Consider the following 13,707-nt stretch of genomic DNA (forward strand, 5'->3'; position numbering starts at 1 on the left):
TTTCTTTTTTAGAAAGGAGCAGCAAATGGCATATCTTAAAAAAGCGCTTGTATTCGCCGTGCTCTCTGCCGCCTTCGTCCTTGCAGGATGCGGAACCGGAGCGAAGGAGAACAACGGAAATCAACCCTCGGCTGATACGGCCAAACAGAAAGCGCCTGATTTGAAAACATATTCTCTTGACAAAAATATCCGGTCTGAAGAAGATTTTGATTTGATAGGCAAGTATGTTCATGCCGAAGACGACCAAATCACGCTCGAAATAAAGGATAAGGAACTGATTGTCCCGAAAAGCAGCCGTTTTCACAGCGAAGAAGACCATGATGACTTAATCGGGAAGCTTGTGAAGGTAGAGGTGGACGGAAAAACGCAAGAAGCCGAAGAAGCTGAGCTCATGCCGCAGTCAAAAGTCGACCAAAACGGCGTATATGAACAGGAGAATGACGGCAGCCGAAAAATCATTGCCGCGTTTGTCAGCGAATCGGAACAAAACATTACAATCAAAACAAAAGCTGGGGAAAAAACTTATCAGAAAACAGCCGATTTTGAGAGGGATGTCGCCGAAGCACCTGAAAAACTGAAAGGGAAAATCGTCAGGCTTGAAATTGAAAAGGATGGAAAGGCGGAAAGCCTTGATTTGGAATCTGAAGATCAAAAGCTTGAATGGTATGAGCCGTCAGCTTCAAAATGAAAAAGCTTCCTTCATCAGGAAGCTTTCTTTATTTTAATATTCCACTTTTTGATCGGTCGTTTCCCACGTGAGAAAGGGTTCAAGCTTTGCTTGAAGGTCCATTTTATAAAAAGGAATTGTCCGTTCGCTTTGCGTTTTTGTGATTTCTTCATAAATAAAAGAATCGTCAAAACCGGCCGATGCGGCATCTGAATGCTGAGCGGCGAAGTAAACTTCCTTCGGTCTCGCCCAGTAGATGGCTCCCAGGCACATTGGGCACGGTTCACAGCTTGTATAAAGAATGCAGTCGTTCAGCTGATAATCGCCAAGTGCTTCACAGGCGAGCCGAATAGCCGTTACCTCAGCATGCGCGGTCGGATCATTGCTTGTTGTGACATTGTTTTTTCCCTCGGCAATAATTTGGCCGTCTTTGACAATCACAGCGCCAAAAGGTCCGCCCGTGCCGCTTTTCACGCTCTCCACTGCAAGGTCGATTGCGCGCTGCAAAAATGCTTCATGATTCATTTCTGTATCCTCCTTGGTTGTCCTGCCTTCTTATTATAGCTGATGAATCTTGTAAAATAAACGCGCATCAGAATATTCAGTATGTTTGATTTCGAACGGACCATCGCATACAATGAATGCTAGAATGATGAACGGAGGATGATGTTTTGCTTACATTGTATATTGCAAGACACGGTCAGACGGAATGGAATATTGAAAAAAGAATGCAAGGCTGGGAAGACTCCAATTTAACGGCTTTGGGGCTGGCAAATGCAAACGCCCTCGGCGAACGGCTGAAAGATGTTCAATTCCAAGCCGCATATTCCAGTCCAAGCGGCCGGGCTGTTGATTCTGCGCGGGCTATGCTGCAGAACCGCAGTGTTCCCTTTATAACAGACGACAGATTAAAAGAAATATCGATCGGCCGCTGGGAAGGAAAAACGTATGATGAGATCAAACAAAGCGATCCTGACTTGCTGGAAGCGTATTTTAATGCGCCTGAAACATACATGCCTGATGAAGGGGAGAGCTTTTACGATTTTGAAAGACGGGTCAGCCGGGTGTATGAATTCATTCTCCACCGCCATCGGGAAGGCAATGTCCTCATTGTCAGCCATTCCGTGTTTATTTTGATGCTTTTGAATCTGTTAAAAAAGAGGCCGGTCAGTGAACTATGGAACTCCAGCTATGTTCATGACACAGCTCTTGCAGTTGTAGCAGTTTCTGATGATGGAAGGGTCACAATCGAAAGAGAAGGAGACGGGGAACATAGAGTAGAAGCAAAGAATGCCACCTGGTAGGCATGCCAAAAAGCCTGATTTCAACAATCAGGCTTTTAGCGTGTCGACAAACCCTTGCAGGCCTGCAAAGGCGGTGCTCACAGGATCGGCGGCAGACCATCCAGGCGTCCTGCCTGAACGCCGCTGTCATCATATCCTGTGAAAGTCCGCTCCGAGCCTCTTAGCCGGAATACATTTTGGCACTGAAGCTGTGGAGCGTGGCAGCGGAAATCGTTTTGTTTTTTGAAAGACAAACGGTTTTGACATCTGCCGCATCTGCTTCCGCTTTTTTTCCGAAAAGGAAGACCGTAAGAGAAAGAGGGCCTTTTGCGATTTGCTGATACGCCAGAAGGCAAAGGTTGTCGGCGATTGTGCGGCTGATCATGCGGCGTGCTGACCACAGCTGCTGCTGTCCTTCTTCATCTAACTGAATATATGCTGCGGCTCGTTTTTTCGTAAAGAGTCCTGACAGGCCGTTTTGTTTGATCTGCTTCATGAGAGCGAGCGGTTCAGACAGCGGCGGCGCGGTCAGTCTGTAACTGTCAGGGGAACATTTGGCCGCGGCCAAAAAAGACATGATCGGCAGGTAGCCTGCCAGACGCCCGCCGCTCTGGAAGAGCTTCTCTGCAAGCATTTGATCGGTCTTTTTCATGCGGATTTCTGTAAAGTGCAGAAGATGCTGCAAATCATCGAGCGTGTGTAAAAATCCATTGAGTTCATGTTCCATTTCGGATTGCGCCTGATCGATCCCGTATGTCCTTGCTGTTTTCACGCTGGAGAAAAGAACATGAAAATGGCGGTTCAAAAGGTTTATTAAATCGCTGATTCGCTGGTGGGAATAGCGAAATTGGCGGGCGAGCGCGTGCAGATCATTGATGTTCAGCCGGATCGTCATGTCAGCTCCTCGGCTTTCAGCTGAAGCCGCTCAATTTCTTCGGACGCCTGCTCCTTAATGGCCCTCAGCCTGTCATACACGCGCGATTCCGCCCGGTCAAGATCGTCCAAAAGTGCGTCATACATTTCGCGCGCCTGTCCGCGCCATCCGTTGATATACATTTGGTGTGCTTTTAAAATAGAAGAACTTTCCTGCCTCAGCTCGTCAATGGCGGCAGTCACTTCTTTTACGTATAGCTGAAGAGAGTGAATGTCTTCCTGATATATTTTTCGTTTGATTTTTCGTTCTAACGCTATTCCATCGTCAATCACTACATATTTTCCTTCCCTTCCATCATCTACTACAAATATGTTAAAAGAAAAGGATACGGAAGGAAATCGTACGAATGAATCAAAAGTCTTAATGATTTTTGGGCGGACGTACCTTATATAACGGTTCTTTCGGCCTAAAAAGGGCTGAGGACATGAAAAGAGCCGCCCGTGTGAACAGGCGGCGTTTGTGTTGGATTTATTGTGGAATTAAACAGTCTGAGCGAGTTTGCCTCTTGCTTGTTTGGCTGCTTCAACCATATGTTTAAGCGCTGCGATCGTTTCCTCAGGCTGTCTCGTTTTTAAACCGCAGTCAGGGTTTACCCAGAAGCGGTCAGCCGGGCAGACTTTCAGCGCATCTTCTATAATCGTGAGCATTTCATCGCTGGAAGGGACGCGGGGACTGTGAATATCATAGACGCCAAGCCCGAGTCCTTTCAGGTAAGGATGCTGTTCCAGATAATCAAGGAATCCGCCGTGGCTTCTGCTGTGCTCGATCGTAATGACGTCTGCGTCAAGATCTTCGATCGTGTCTACAATATCTTCAAAGTTGCTGTAGCACATATGCGTATGGATTTGCGTCGTATCTTCTACTGATGAAGTGGACAGTCTGAACGCTTCGGCAGCCCATTTAAGGTACTCGTCCCAATCCCGTTCTTTAAGCGGCAGGCCTTCTCTCAAGGCGGGTTCATCGACCTGGATGATTTGAATGCCTGCTTTTTCGAGCGCTTCAACCTCTTTGCGGAGAGCTTGGGCGATTTGGAAGGCAATCTCTTTTCTCGGCAGATCATAGCGGGCAAAGGACCAGTTTAAAATCGTAACAGGACCTGTCAGCATGCCCTTGACTTTCTTCGAGGTCAAGGATTGGGCGTAAACTGTTTCTTTTACCGTCATCGGCTCTTTAAACTCGACATCTCCGTAGATGACCGGCGGACGGACGCAGCGGGAACCGTATGACTGAACCCAGGCGTATTTGGTAAAGGCGAATCCTCCGAGCTTTTCACCGAAATATTCAACCATGTCTGTCCGTTCGAATTCTCCGTGAACGAGAACGTCAAGTCCGAGGTCTTCCTGAATGTCAATCCATTTCTTTGTTTCTTTCTGAATAAATACTTCATACTGCTCGTCAGACCATTCTTTTTTCCGCCATTTTTGCCGCGCGCTCCGCACTTCCGCTGTCTGCGGGAAGCTGCCGATCGTCGTTGTCGGCAATAGAGGAAGTCCGAGAGATTCATTTTGGATCCGCAGTCTTTCTTCAAAAGCTGTCGGGCGTTTAAAGTCTTCCTCGGTCAGCTTGTCTATTTCTTCGGCAAAGGCCGAATTTGTCGCTGCACCGTATTGTTTGAGAGATTGAAGGTGCCCGTGCGCTTCATCGATTTCCGTTTGGATGGCCGCTTTTCCGGAAACAAGTCCGTTCTTCAGCAGTGTAAGCTCCAGAAGCTTTTCTTTTGCAAAAGATAAACCGTTCAAGAGATCATCGGCAAGCTGCTCGTCCGGGTGTTTTGCGACAGGGACGTGAAGCAGGCTGTTTGAAGGCTGAATCCAGACTTCGTCAACACCCGCACTCTGGATCAGCTCAAGCGTCAGATCCAGGCGTTCTTCGAGATTGGCTTTCCAAATGTTGCGCCCGTCTAAAATACCGGCGGCAAGGACTTTGCCTTTAGGAAAACCGTGCGCTTTTAAATGCTCGAAGTTTTTCCCTTTATCATGAACAAAATCAAGACCAATCCCGGCGACAGGAAACGATATCAGCTCTTCATAAGCGTCAACCGAATCAAAGTAGGTTTGCAGAAGGATATTCACTCCAGGGACTTCCTCTGTAATCGTCTGATAGATTTCTTTGACTGCAGCCGCTTCTTCATGTGAAGCCGTCACTAGAGCAGGCTCGTCGATTTGCACCCATTTGCCGCCTTCCTGCTCAAGCTCTTTCAGAACTTGGATGTAAAGAGGCGTCATTTGGCTATAAATATCTTTGATATCTTGTTGTTCATAGCCTTTTGCAAGGGCTACGAAAGTGTAAAGGCCGAGTATGACGGGCTTCGTTTCTGTTCCCAATGCTGCTTTTGCTCTTTTATAATCTTCAAGCGGTTTGTTTCTCGTCACGCGGTATTGTGCGCCTTTTTCAAATTCAGGCACAATATAATGGTAGTTTGTGTTAAACCATTTTGTCATTTCACACGATACAGCATCTTTCGTGCCTCTCGCCATTGCGAAATAAGTATCTAACGGATCATGTACATCCTTGAATCTTTTTGGAATCCAGTTGAACATCACCGCCGTGTCAAGAACGTGGTCGTACAGGGTAAAGTCGGAAACCGGTATGATATCGATTTGCTGATCAAGCTGGGTCTGGAGGGCTGCTAAAAATTGTTCGTCCATTTCTTTTAAAAAGGTCTCACGGTCTGTGTTTCCTTTCCAATAAGCCTCAAGCGATTTTTTCCATTCTCTGTTCAAGCCGATTCTTGGAAATCCCAAGCTACTCGTTTTTACATTTGTCATTCTGGTCTCCTCCTTTAGTGTTCAATAAAAAAAGACACTCACACTTCGGACAATGAGAAGGTGAGTGCCTGAAAACAGCATTTTGCGAACGAGAAATAAACGTAGCGATTGTTACGTCAACTCGAACACCTCCTATCGACCGTAGGTTGATGGTGCGTCAGAACAGGCAGGTCTCCTGGCTCATGAATCGACGGTTATTTCCCCCTTCCCGTATAGAAACAGTGGGTTTTATGAAATAACCTCCTCATTCACAGTGGCGGGACCGCGTCGGATTTTCACCAAACTTCCCTTTTAAAATCTAACCTCGTTAGATTACCATGTTCCCGGCGATGAAATTGTTTAGTAGATTATATACCGTCACGATCTTTTAGTCAAAATAATTTTTGAATTCTTGCAATTAAAAAGATTCAGCCTTATCAATAGCCATGAAAAAGGCCGCCGACATTGTCGGCAGCCTCCTTAGGCTGTTAAAGGGAAAGAAGTTTTGCTTCGCCGGCTTTTTCCGCCAGTACCTCCGGCGCCGACAAATATAAGAATCCGTTGCCGATCAGCGCTTTTGAGTAATCAAGAGGAAGCGTGCGGCGGATTAACTGAGCATACAGTTCCGGTTCTGTCAGCTTCCGTTTAAACGCCTCTTCTTCAGCTGACTTGATGAGAGCGAGCGCGCCGCTGACGTGCGGTGTGGCCATCGATGTTCCCGTCAGCTTTCCATATTGATGATCGGGCAATGTAGAGAGGATTTCTTCTCCTGGTGCAACGAGGTCAATTTCTTTGTTCGCATTTGAGAATTCGGAAGACTCCCGCGTCAATGACACAGACCCGACAGCGATGACTTCGTTGTATGCAGCAGGGTATGAGTACTCCTCTGTACGGTCATTGCCGTCGCCTTCGTTTCCGGCGGCGCAGACGACGAGCACTCCGTTTTTCACGGCGTTTGTCACCGCTTCTTTCAATTCCGGAACGTCGGCAGGTCCGCCGAGCGACATTGAAATGATATCGGCTTTTTGTTCGACGGCGTAGTTGATCCCGTTGATGATCCATTCATAATCGCCGCTGCCGTCTTCACCGCCGAGCACCTTGACGATTAATAGGTTCGCTTCAGGTGCCACGCCGGAGATGCCGCCGTTTTGATCGTTTGCGGCAATCGTACCCGCCACATGGGTGCCATGTCCATTATAATCATGAAATTGATCTTCTTTTCCATTGTCATCATCAGTAAAGTTTCTGCCTCCGATGATTCGGTCTGCCAAATCGGGATGGGTTGCGTCACAGCCTGTATCAAGCACTGCGACAGTGATATCTTTTCCTTTAAAACCTTGTGACCACAGCTCCGGTGCCTTAATCGCATCGATTCCTTCCGGCAATTCGTTCACGTCCATCAGCTTTGTGTCAGTGACATAAGGAATTAATCGCATTTGCATTTCAAAGCCCTCCCTGTTATATGCTGCTTTAGATGGGTTACAAGGTGCGTGATTTTATTGTAAAACATTCACTTTGTTAAAAAAAGGTTCATTTGTATGAATTTTATGAAAAGTTAAAAAATATAGATAATAGAGGAGAAAAGTCGAATAACTGCGAACAATGCTGGAATTGTAAGCGAAAAGACCTGTGAAATCGACGAAAGGGCGAGAGAATCACTATATATATGAGATTTCGCTTCATCATATTATCCCGGCAAAAGGATATCCTATTAAAAAAGGGAGTTGATACAGGGTGAAAGAACAAGAAAACGAAAAAAGAGACGAATTGTCAATCGAGCAGGCGGAGTTTGTGCCGCATCCAAAATATGAAGGAGAATACGCGCTTTTGCTGCACGAAAACTATCACCTGCTGTCAAAGGACGACCTTGAACAGGATAGCGAAAAGTAAGAACGGAGCTCGGCATCTCGGCGAAAGAGCTGGTTTAATTTTGACGAAAAAGGGAATCAACCATAATAGAGAGCATTAAGTTTGCTTTTCTTATTGACAGTTATCCTTTTTTTCTGTAATCTCATTGTGTCCGGTAAATACAGCTCTTCGTTAGGTGAGGCTCCTGTATGGAGATACGCTGCTGCCCAAAAATGTCCAAAGACGCCAATGGGTCAACAGAAATCATCGATCTAAGGTGATTTTTAATGCAGCTGGCATGCTGCCTATGCCATACAGTGCTAAAGCTCTACGATGGAAGGCGTTAGGGTTTTATTTTGTATGGCTTTTAACACCTTCATTTCAATGAAATAGGTGTTTTTTTATTTTTTGAGGAAAGTGAACTTTCCGTATTAAACAAGGAGGTGGAAGTATGGATTCTCCCCATTCGAGGCGGTTTAATCATACGAGAAATATTTTACAGCATCACACATTGATTGATGAGGAGATCCTTATACTTCACCCCTTTTGCTATGGTGATATAAGGATCTCCTGAAAAGGGAGGTACAGATTGCCATGGTAAAAAACATGACATATGATGAACTGATTTTACGCATTATTATTTTACTGAGAGACGGAAAACGAAAAGAGTTTCAAAACGTTTTAGAGGAACTGCAGCCTTATGATATGGCGATTCTGTTTAAGGAAATGCCCGAAAAGCACCGCGGCCGGTATCTGTCTTTTTTAACGGTTGAAGACATTACCGATCTCATGGGCGAACTGGACAGAGAAGAGCAGCTTGTCGTTCTGAACAAGGTCGGCAAGGAAAAGGCGATCCATGTGATGAATAAAATGGACAACGACGACCTTGCCGCGCTCTTCGAGGAAATGGACTCAGAGCTGAAAGACCAGCTTCTTTCCAGTATGGAAGCGGAAGAATCTGAAGCGGTCCGCGTTCTGATGAACTACCCGCCTGAAACAGCGGGAAGAATCATGACAAACCGCTATGTCTGGATTCCGCAGCATTACACGGTAAAAGAAGCGGTTGTCAAGCTGAAAAGCTTTGCGGAAATCGCGGAGTCGATCAACTATTTATACGTTATCAATGAACAAAAGCAGCTTGTCGGGGTTATCTCATACCGGGATCTCATTTTGGCAGAACCCGATGAGAAGGTTCAGGAATTAATGTTTACAAGGGTCATCTCGGCGGACGCTCTTCAAGATCAGGAAGAAGTCGCAAGGCTCATTGAGCGGTACGACTTTCTGGCGATTCCCGTTGTAGAAAAAAACCATGAGCTTGTCGGGATCGTAACGGTCGATGACATTATTGACATCGTCATCCAAGAAGCGAATGAAGACTACGAAAAATTTGCTGCATCAGGTAAAGCAATCACGTTTGATACAAAATCGTATGTCGCTGCATATCGACGTCTGCCGTGGCTGATCTTGCTTCTGTTCATCGGTTTGATCTCAGGCAGCATCATGAGCTATTTTGAAGACACACTGCAGCAGGTTGTCGCATTGGCCTTTTTTATGCCGATGATCGCAGGAATGACGGGTAACACCGGGACGCAGTCTCTCGCTGTCGTCATCAGAGGGCTGTCAAAAGAAGAACTCAATAAAAAAACGATTTTCCGCTTGATTTTCCGGGAGCTCAAGGCCGGCATTATTATCGGCGTTGTTTGTGCGGTCGTGATTACAGGAATCGCGATTGTATGGCAGGGGAATCTGCTGCTCGGATTTGTGGTAGGGACTTCGCTCTTTGCCACACTGATCATCGGAACGATGGCGGGAACGATCGTCCCGATCATCCTTCACAAGTGCAACGTCGACCCTGCGATTGCATCGGGTCCGCTGATCACAACTTTAAATGACATTTTGTCACTGCTGATCTACTTCGGTATTGCAACTGCATTCATTCATTCACTGTAAGACAGCAGCCCTCCTTTTTTAGGGAGGGTTTTTTGCTTGCCAGAATCCGTAAAAGCCTATATATTTTAGGCAGAGATCAGGGGGGATTGGTATGAGAAGATTTGCAGCTGTGCTGATTTGTTTAGCCGTTGCAATGGTTGCTGCCGGCTGTCAGAATGAAGATGAAGGAAAAGACAGGCGGCTCGTCGCAGTCGAGGGTATGCTTGAGGCGATATTGAACGATGATGTGTCAAAGATGAAGCGGTTGTACGTGGAGGGCGCAACCCCCTCTCCGGAAACAATCCTGGAAAACAAACAGAAATGGGGAATTTCCGGGCTTCGTGCTGATGATTTTCAAATTTCTGAAGCGAGCATCCATGTGTTTCATGCCGCTTACAAGATGGAAAATACCGGTCAGCCCGGAACGATCGCGTTTCGGATACGCAATGATCCAGATAAAGGCGTTATGATTGATTTCATCGGATACATAAAGGAAACGAAACAGCAGGAAAACAGGTGACGAATCATCCGGAGGGAAAAATACGGTCTTAAAGGCGCATGTCGTGCACCTCAGCTCTCAAAACGTTAATATACCAACCTTCAAGCCCTCTTCCGAGCGACCGGATGAGGGCTTGTTTTTTGTTTAAAATTGATTTTTGACCACATTTTGACCACGTTTAAATGAATTTCTCATAATTCCATGTACTTTTTAAATGTTTCGGCCGTTTTTTCTTTTGCGGTTTTCGTGACATGTGTATAGATGTTCATAGTCGTTTGAATTTCTTTGTGACCTAAACGGGCTTGTACTTCTTTTATGGATGCGCCTGCTTCAAAAAGGATTGATGCGTGAGAATGTCTAAAACCGTGAATCGTGATTCTGTGAAGCTTATTTTTAGCGATCATACGGTTTAAAAGGTCGTTTGGATATGCAAGCCTTAGAGGGCGCATATCGCTCCGTATAAGGACGTATTTAGCTTCTGAGGTGATTCCATTAGACAAGAGCATTTCTTTTTGTTGTGTGCGCCATTTTTTAAGTATTTGGGCTGTTTGATCATCAATTGTGATAATTCGCTTGGAATGATATTTTTTCGTTGTTTGGATGACTTCTTTTCCGTTTTCAAAAAACATTGTTTGTTTGATGTTTATTGTTTTCTCTTTTAAATCAACGTCCTTCCATTCCAAGGCAAGAAGTTCCCCTTTGCGCATACCGGTGAAAATAAGAGCATAAAACATGACATAATCTTGTGGGGCGAGTTGAGAATGCGCTTTTTCGAGAAAGGTTTTGGTTTCGTCCTTTTCCCAAAAGTTCCGTTTCTCTTCTTCCTGCGATAAAAAATTCTCTTCTTTTTTGGGGATCACAACGAATTCCATTGGATTTTTTGTGATGTATTCCATTCTTAGAGCATATTTAAATACAAGGTTAGCTTGAATTTTTACATTTTGAACAGAATCAATATCCTGAGCTATCAGATTTATCACCTTTTGACAATATGCTCTTGTGATGTCTTTTATTTTTAATTTCCCGAAGTGTGGCAGGATATGCTTTTTGAAATTCGATAGCTTTCTATATCTGGTGCTGCGCTTTATCGTTTTGGAATGAACATCCCACCATTCTTTAAAGGCATCCTCAAAAGTAATGTCATTTCGGATAAGAGCATTATTATCAATTTCCTTCTGGAATTCCGCAGCGGCTGCGACAGCTTCTTTTTTAGTCTTAAATCCCCGACGTGTTGTTGTTTTTCTATTGCCTGTTTTAGGGTCAATGCCAACTCCAATTTTAAAGAGCCATTTATAGCCCTTTTTGGTTTTGTACTGTTGAAATGAAGCCATATTATCCCCCAATCCTATTTAAAGTTTCTTTTAACTAACAATAAGATGAATTTTGTTAAAGTACATATTAATGCGTACCTTCGCAAATTGTTCAGTGACTTTAAATGTTTTGGCGATGAGGTGCGCGTCAAAAAAATAGTCTTGTAGCATTTTCATTCCATGAAGCATAAAAGTAGGGATGCAAAAGTGATATGAGAAGTAATTTGCTTGTCTTTCCTGATAATCTGACCAAAATCTCGGCATTATTTTTTTATCTCCTTCATGTCTGTAAAGATGGCATAGTTCGTGAGCAAAGTCGCCCCACTGTTCGCAGCGGGTTTTCCGGCTATCTAATAAAATTGTATACACGTCATTATACTTGAAAGAACAACTCGGGATAGGCTTGAAATAAACTCTTATGCCTAACATCTCGGCTATACGCTCGAAATTAATTTGATCAGGTGTAATGATGTTAATGCTTCTGTACAAGCTTTCAATCCAATCTTCCAAATGACTGTTTGTGTACATCAAGATGAGGTTCCTCCTTAAAAACTACTCTATACGGAACGAATGTTCGTCTTTTTGATTAAAAGAAAAGCCCTAAAAAGGGCACTTTTTTAATTATTAACTTTTATGGTATGCTTGACGTCCTTTCCGATAGAATCGAAATTGCTATCCTGTGGAGCTTCAATGCGTATTTCGATTGTTTTTAAATCCTTAAGAGAGGACTTTTTCAAAATATATGTACTGTATCCCTCGCTCTTTACTTTGCCTAAGTATTCAGCTTCAACGGCATCAGACGATAACGTTTCAGGTTCCAATTGCTCTTTGGTATTTGTGATTATCTTAGACATTCCCAAAAAGAAATCAACATCTTTTTCTGATGTGTTTTCGGCTGACATTTTAATTATTATTGTGTTGACTTTTTCGCCAACCTTAGCGTTAAAGAAAGAAGCGGACTTTTCATTTTTCGGTTCTACTTCTGCTAAGTCAATGCCGTTAATCTCATATTTCATAGGGCCAGTAGTCCCTTTTATATTTAATTTTTCATCGCTGAAGATATTTTTTACTCTCATGTTCTCATCGTCTTTAATGATTTCATTTCCTTGAGTATTTTCGTTTTTCTGGACATCTTCGTTCTCTGTTTTACTGTTAGAATCTTTGTCTTCATTTGTACTTGTTTTATTACTATCTTCTTTATCTTTTGCAGTTTCAGATGAACTACAAGCCCCTAAAATAATCCCTAAACATAGAGTAAGGGATAGAATTATAAATTTCTTCAATTAAAACCCTCCAGTTCATAAGTATACACATTAATTTATGGTAGGAAAAAATGCGTAATAATTCAAGAGGATTTTACCAGTTTTGACAAATGTCTCATTTTGCTGATAATAGACTTTCTCACTCATGCTTTAATAATTTCCTCTTGGGTGGGGTATTTTTTTCGGAAGAGAATCCCGATCCAATCCGGAAGAGAATCCGGATGAGAGCAAGCGCATAAACCCTTGATACGTAAGGATTTATGCGCTTGTGAAATTTTACTTTCCGGAAGAGAATCCCGATCCAATCCAGAAGATAATTCGGATCTTATTAGTAAACAGAATTTAAACATAATAAACAATAGATATAGATATATACGTGACCGCCACTGCAAAACTTTTGCTTAGCGGTATTTCTTTATTTCAGAATTGCAATACTTTTGTTTAATCAGATTTCTTTTTCCCGCCTTCTTTCAGTTGCTCCGTAATGATTTCAAGGGCAGCATCTAAAATCTCCTGTGTAATTTCTCCATCACGAGCCGCGATGAAGGTTTTAGGGTCATTTAGAATCCTCTTAGCTTCATCCTTAAAAAATTTATCTTGAACTTTCGAGTCTACTCCACGAAGCAAATAATCAGTGGAAACTTCAAAGAAATCTGCAATTTTTATTAATAAATCATAGTCAGGGTTTCTGGAGCCTAACTCATATTGAGATAAAGCGGAACGAGTGATATTTAATTTTTTTGCTAACTCCTCTTGTGTATATCCGGCATTCTTCCTCAATGAGGTTATTCTTTTACCAAGCACGAAATCACCTACTTTCACCAGCGGTACCATTACATTATACGCCACATTATGTAGCAAAAAAATATTTGCAACAAAATGAGCCAAAAATTGTTGACAGCCACAAATCGTTGCATTAGAATGAAGTCAAGATGTTACGATATGTGGCAAATGGAGGTGTGAAACTTGAATAAAACAAATAGTCGTCAGCATCTAACATCTTTGAGAAAAAGAGAAGGCTCTCAAGAGTTAGTAGCTAAGAAGCTAGGAATCTCTCGGCAGTACCTTTCCGCAATGGAGACAGGAGAGAGAAACCCAGGTGTTAAGCTGATGGTTAAAATGTCAAAACACTTCAATGAAAAGTCTGAAAAGTTGTTTCCAGATCTTTTTTTTGAAGATGATTGCCACGATATGAGGCAAAAATCGAATACAGCATAGGAGGTGGAAC

General features: G+C 43.5%; 15 protein-coding genes and 2 riboswitches. Of the genes, 6 read left to right on the forward strand and 9 right to left on the reverse strand.

From position 1 onward, the window contains the following. Positions 1 to 25 precede the first annotated feature (25 nt). A complete protein-coding gene (locus tag MHB72_RS07655) occupies positions 26 to 688 on the forward strand; it encodes a hypothetical protein (RefSeq protein WP_216920430.1) in 663 nt (220 codons plus the stop codon). A gap of 33 nt (positions 689 to 721) precedes the next feature. Here the strand turns inward: MHB72_RS07655 and MHB72_RS07660 are convergent, their stop codons facing one another. Then, complete coding sequence (locus MHB72_RS07660; protein WP_023856775.1) at positions 722 to 1,192, reverse strand: nucleoside deaminase; 471 nt, start codon at positions 1,190 to 1,192, stop codon at positions 722 to 724. Positions 1,193 to 1,338: 146 nt separating this feature from the next. Between MHB72_RS07660 and MHB72_RS07665 the strand changes: the two genes are divergently transcribed. Further along, complete coding sequence (locus MHB72_RS07665; protein WP_216920433.1) at positions 1,339 to 1,971, forward strand: histidine phosphatase family protein; 633 nt, start codon at positions 1,339 to 1,341, stop codon at positions 1,969 to 1,971. A 160-nt stretch (positions 1,972 to 2,131) separates the two neighbouring features. Here the strand turns inward: MHB72_RS07665 and MHB72_RS07670 are convergent, their stop codons facing one another. The 4 genes from MHB72_RS07670 to MHB72_RS07685 form a co-directional block, all read right to left on the reverse strand. Beyond that, positions 2,132 to 2,845 carry a hypothetical protein gene (locus MHB72_RS07670; protein ID WP_026579821.1) on the reverse strand — a complete coding sequence of 238 codons (714 nt, stop codon included), beginning with the start codon at positions 2,843 to 2,845 and terminating at the stop codon, positions 2,132 to 2,134. After that, the gene (locus MHB72_RS07675) at positions 2,842 to 3,156 is read right to left on the reverse strand and encodes a hypothetical protein (RefSeq protein WP_020451108.1); all 315 of its coding nucleotides are present in this window, start codon (positions 3,154 to 3,156) and stop codon (positions 2,842 to 2,844) included. The genes MHB72_RS07670 and MHB72_RS07675 overlap by 4 nt, the downstream gene beginning before the upstream one ends. Before the next feature lie 207 nt (positions 3,157 to 3,363). Next, entirely contained in the window at positions 3,364 to 5,652 is a 2,289-nt protein-coding gene (gene metE, locus MHB72_RS07680; RefSeq protein ID WP_146874151.1) for a 5-methyltetrahydropteroyltriglutamate--homocysteine S-methyltransferase, read from the reverse strand. 148 nt (positions 5,653 to 5,800) lie between these two features. Next, a riboswitch (cobalamin riboswitch) is annotated at positions 5,801 to 5,989 on the reverse strand. A 130-nt stretch (positions 5,990 to 6,119) separates the two neighbouring features. Further along, the gene (locus tag MHB72_RS07685) at positions 6,120 to 7,073 is read right to left on the reverse strand and encodes a S8 family peptidase (RefSeq protein ID WP_023856779.1); all 954 of its coding nucleotides are present in this window, start codon (positions 7,071 to 7,073) and stop codon (positions 6,120 to 6,122) included. Positions 7,074 to 7,365: 292 nt separating this feature from the next. Between MHB72_RS07685 and MHB72_RS07690 the strand changes: the two genes are divergently transcribed. The 3 genes from MHB72_RS07690 to MHB72_RS07700 all read left to right on the forward strand — a co-directional run bounded on the left by MHB72_RS07690 (position 7,366) and on the right by MHB72_RS07700 (position 9,928). Further along, entirely contained in the window at positions 7,366 to 7,521 is a 156-nt protein-coding gene (locus MHB72_RS07690) for a transcriptional regulator SplA domain-containing protein (RefSeq protein WP_020451111.1), read from the forward strand. A 139-nt stretch (positions 7,522 to 7,660) separates the two neighbouring features. Next, a riboswitch (M-box (ykoK) riboswitch) is annotated at positions 7,661 to 7,825 on the forward strand. 248 nt (positions 7,826 to 8,073) lie between these two features. Next, on the forward strand, positions 8,074 to 9,429 hold the full coding sequence (gene mgtE, locus MHB72_RS07695; RefSeq protein ID WP_020451112.1) for a magnesium transporter: 1,356 nt from the start codon (positions 8,074 to 8,076) through the stop codon (positions 9,427 to 9,429). Between the two features lie 91 nt (positions 9,430 to 9,520). Beyond that, on the forward strand, positions 9,521 to 9,928 hold the full coding sequence (locus MHB72_RS07700; protein ID WP_020451113.1) for a hypothetical protein: 408 nt from the start codon (positions 9,521 to 9,523) through the stop codon (positions 9,926 to 9,928). Positions 9,929 to 10,098: 170 nt separating this feature from the next. Here MHB72_RS07700 and MHB72_RS07705 read toward each other — a convergent pair whose 3' ends face one another. The 4 genes from MHB72_RS07705 to MHB72_RS07720 form a co-directional block, all read right to left on the reverse strand. After that, positions 10,099 to 11,238, reverse strand: a complete 1,140-nt coding sequence (locus MHB72_RS07705; RefSeq protein WP_340902192.1) for a site-specific integrase — start codon at positions 11,236 to 11,238, stop codon at positions 10,099 to 10,101. A 30-nt stretch (positions 11,239 to 11,268) separates the two neighbouring features. Next, the gene (locus tag MHB72_RS07710; protein ID WP_340902195.1) at positions 11,269 to 11,748 is read right to left on the reverse strand and encodes an ImmA/IrrE family metallo-endopeptidase; all 480 of its coding nucleotides are present in this window, start codon (positions 11,746 to 11,748) and stop codon (positions 11,269 to 11,271) included. 86 nt (positions 11,749 to 11,834) lie between these two features. Continuing rightward, complete coding sequence (locus MHB72_RS07715) at positions 11,835 to 12,500, reverse strand: hypothetical protein (protein ID WP_016886662.1); 666 nt, start codon at positions 12,498 to 12,500, stop codon at positions 11,835 to 11,837. 420 nt (positions 12,501 to 12,920) lie between these two features. Beyond that, positions 12,921 to 13,313 (reverse strand): helix-turn-helix domain-containing protein, encoded by a 393-nt coding sequence (locus MHB72_RS07720; RefSeq protein WP_268339790.1) that lies wholly within the window; start codon positions 13,311 to 13,313, stop codon positions 12,921 to 12,923. Positions 13,314 to 13,445: 132 nt separating this feature from the next. On the opposite strand from MHB72_RS07720, the gene MHB72_RS07725 reads away from it, so the two are divergent. Further along, positions 13,446 to 13,697: a helix-turn-helix transcriptional regulator gene (locus MHB72_RS07725; protein WP_268339792.1), complete on the forward strand. Its 252-nt coding sequence runs from the start codon at positions 13,446 to 13,448 to the stop codon at positions 13,695 to 13,697. Positions 13,698 to 13,707: the final 10 nt, after the last annotated feature.

The sequence above is a fragment of the Bacillus sp. FSL K6-1284 genome (assembly GCF_038002625.1).
Classification (GTDB): domain Bacteria; phylum Bacillota; class Bacilli; order Bacillales; family Bacillaceae; genus Bacillus; species Bacillus paralicheniformis.

Excerpts from the sequence above, each read along its gene's own strand:
- MHB72_RS07705 (WP_340902192.1), bottom strand. The coding sequence starts at position 11,238 with ATGGCTTCATTTCAACAGTACAAAACCAAAAAGGGCTATAAATGGCTC.
- mgtE (WP_020451112.1), top strand. The coding sequence starts at position 8,074 with ATGGTAAAAAACATGACATATGATGAACTGATTTTACGCATTATTATT.
- MHB72_RS07655 (WP_216920430.1), top strand. The coding sequence starts at position 26 with ATGGCATATCTTAAAAAAGCGCTTGTATTCGCCGTGCTCTCTGCCGCC.
- MHB72_RS07720 (WP_268339790.1), bottom strand. The coding sequence starts at position 13,313 with ATGGTACCGCTGGTGAAAGTAGGTGATTTCGTGCTTGGTAAAAGAATA.
- metE (WP_146874151.1), bottom strand. The coding sequence starts at position 5,652 with ATGACAAATGTAAAAACGAGTAGCTTGGGATTTCCAAGAATCGGCTTG.
- MHB72_RS07685 (WP_023856779.1), bottom strand. The coding sequence starts at position 7,073 with ATGCAAATGCGATTAATTCCTTATGTCACTGACACAAAGCTGATGGAC.
- MHB72_RS07700 (WP_020451113.1), top strand. The coding sequence starts at position 9,521 with ATGAGAAGATTTGCAGCTGTGCTGATTTGTTTAGCCGTTGCAATGGTT.
- MHB72_RS07660 (WP_023856775.1), bottom strand. The coding sequence starts at position 1,192 with ATGAATCATGAAGCATTTTTGCAGCGCGCAATCGACCTTGCAGTGGAG.
- MHB72_RS07670 (WP_026579821.1), bottom strand. The coding sequence starts at position 2,845 with ATGACGATCCGGCTGAACATCAATGATCTGCACGCGCTCGCCCGCCAA.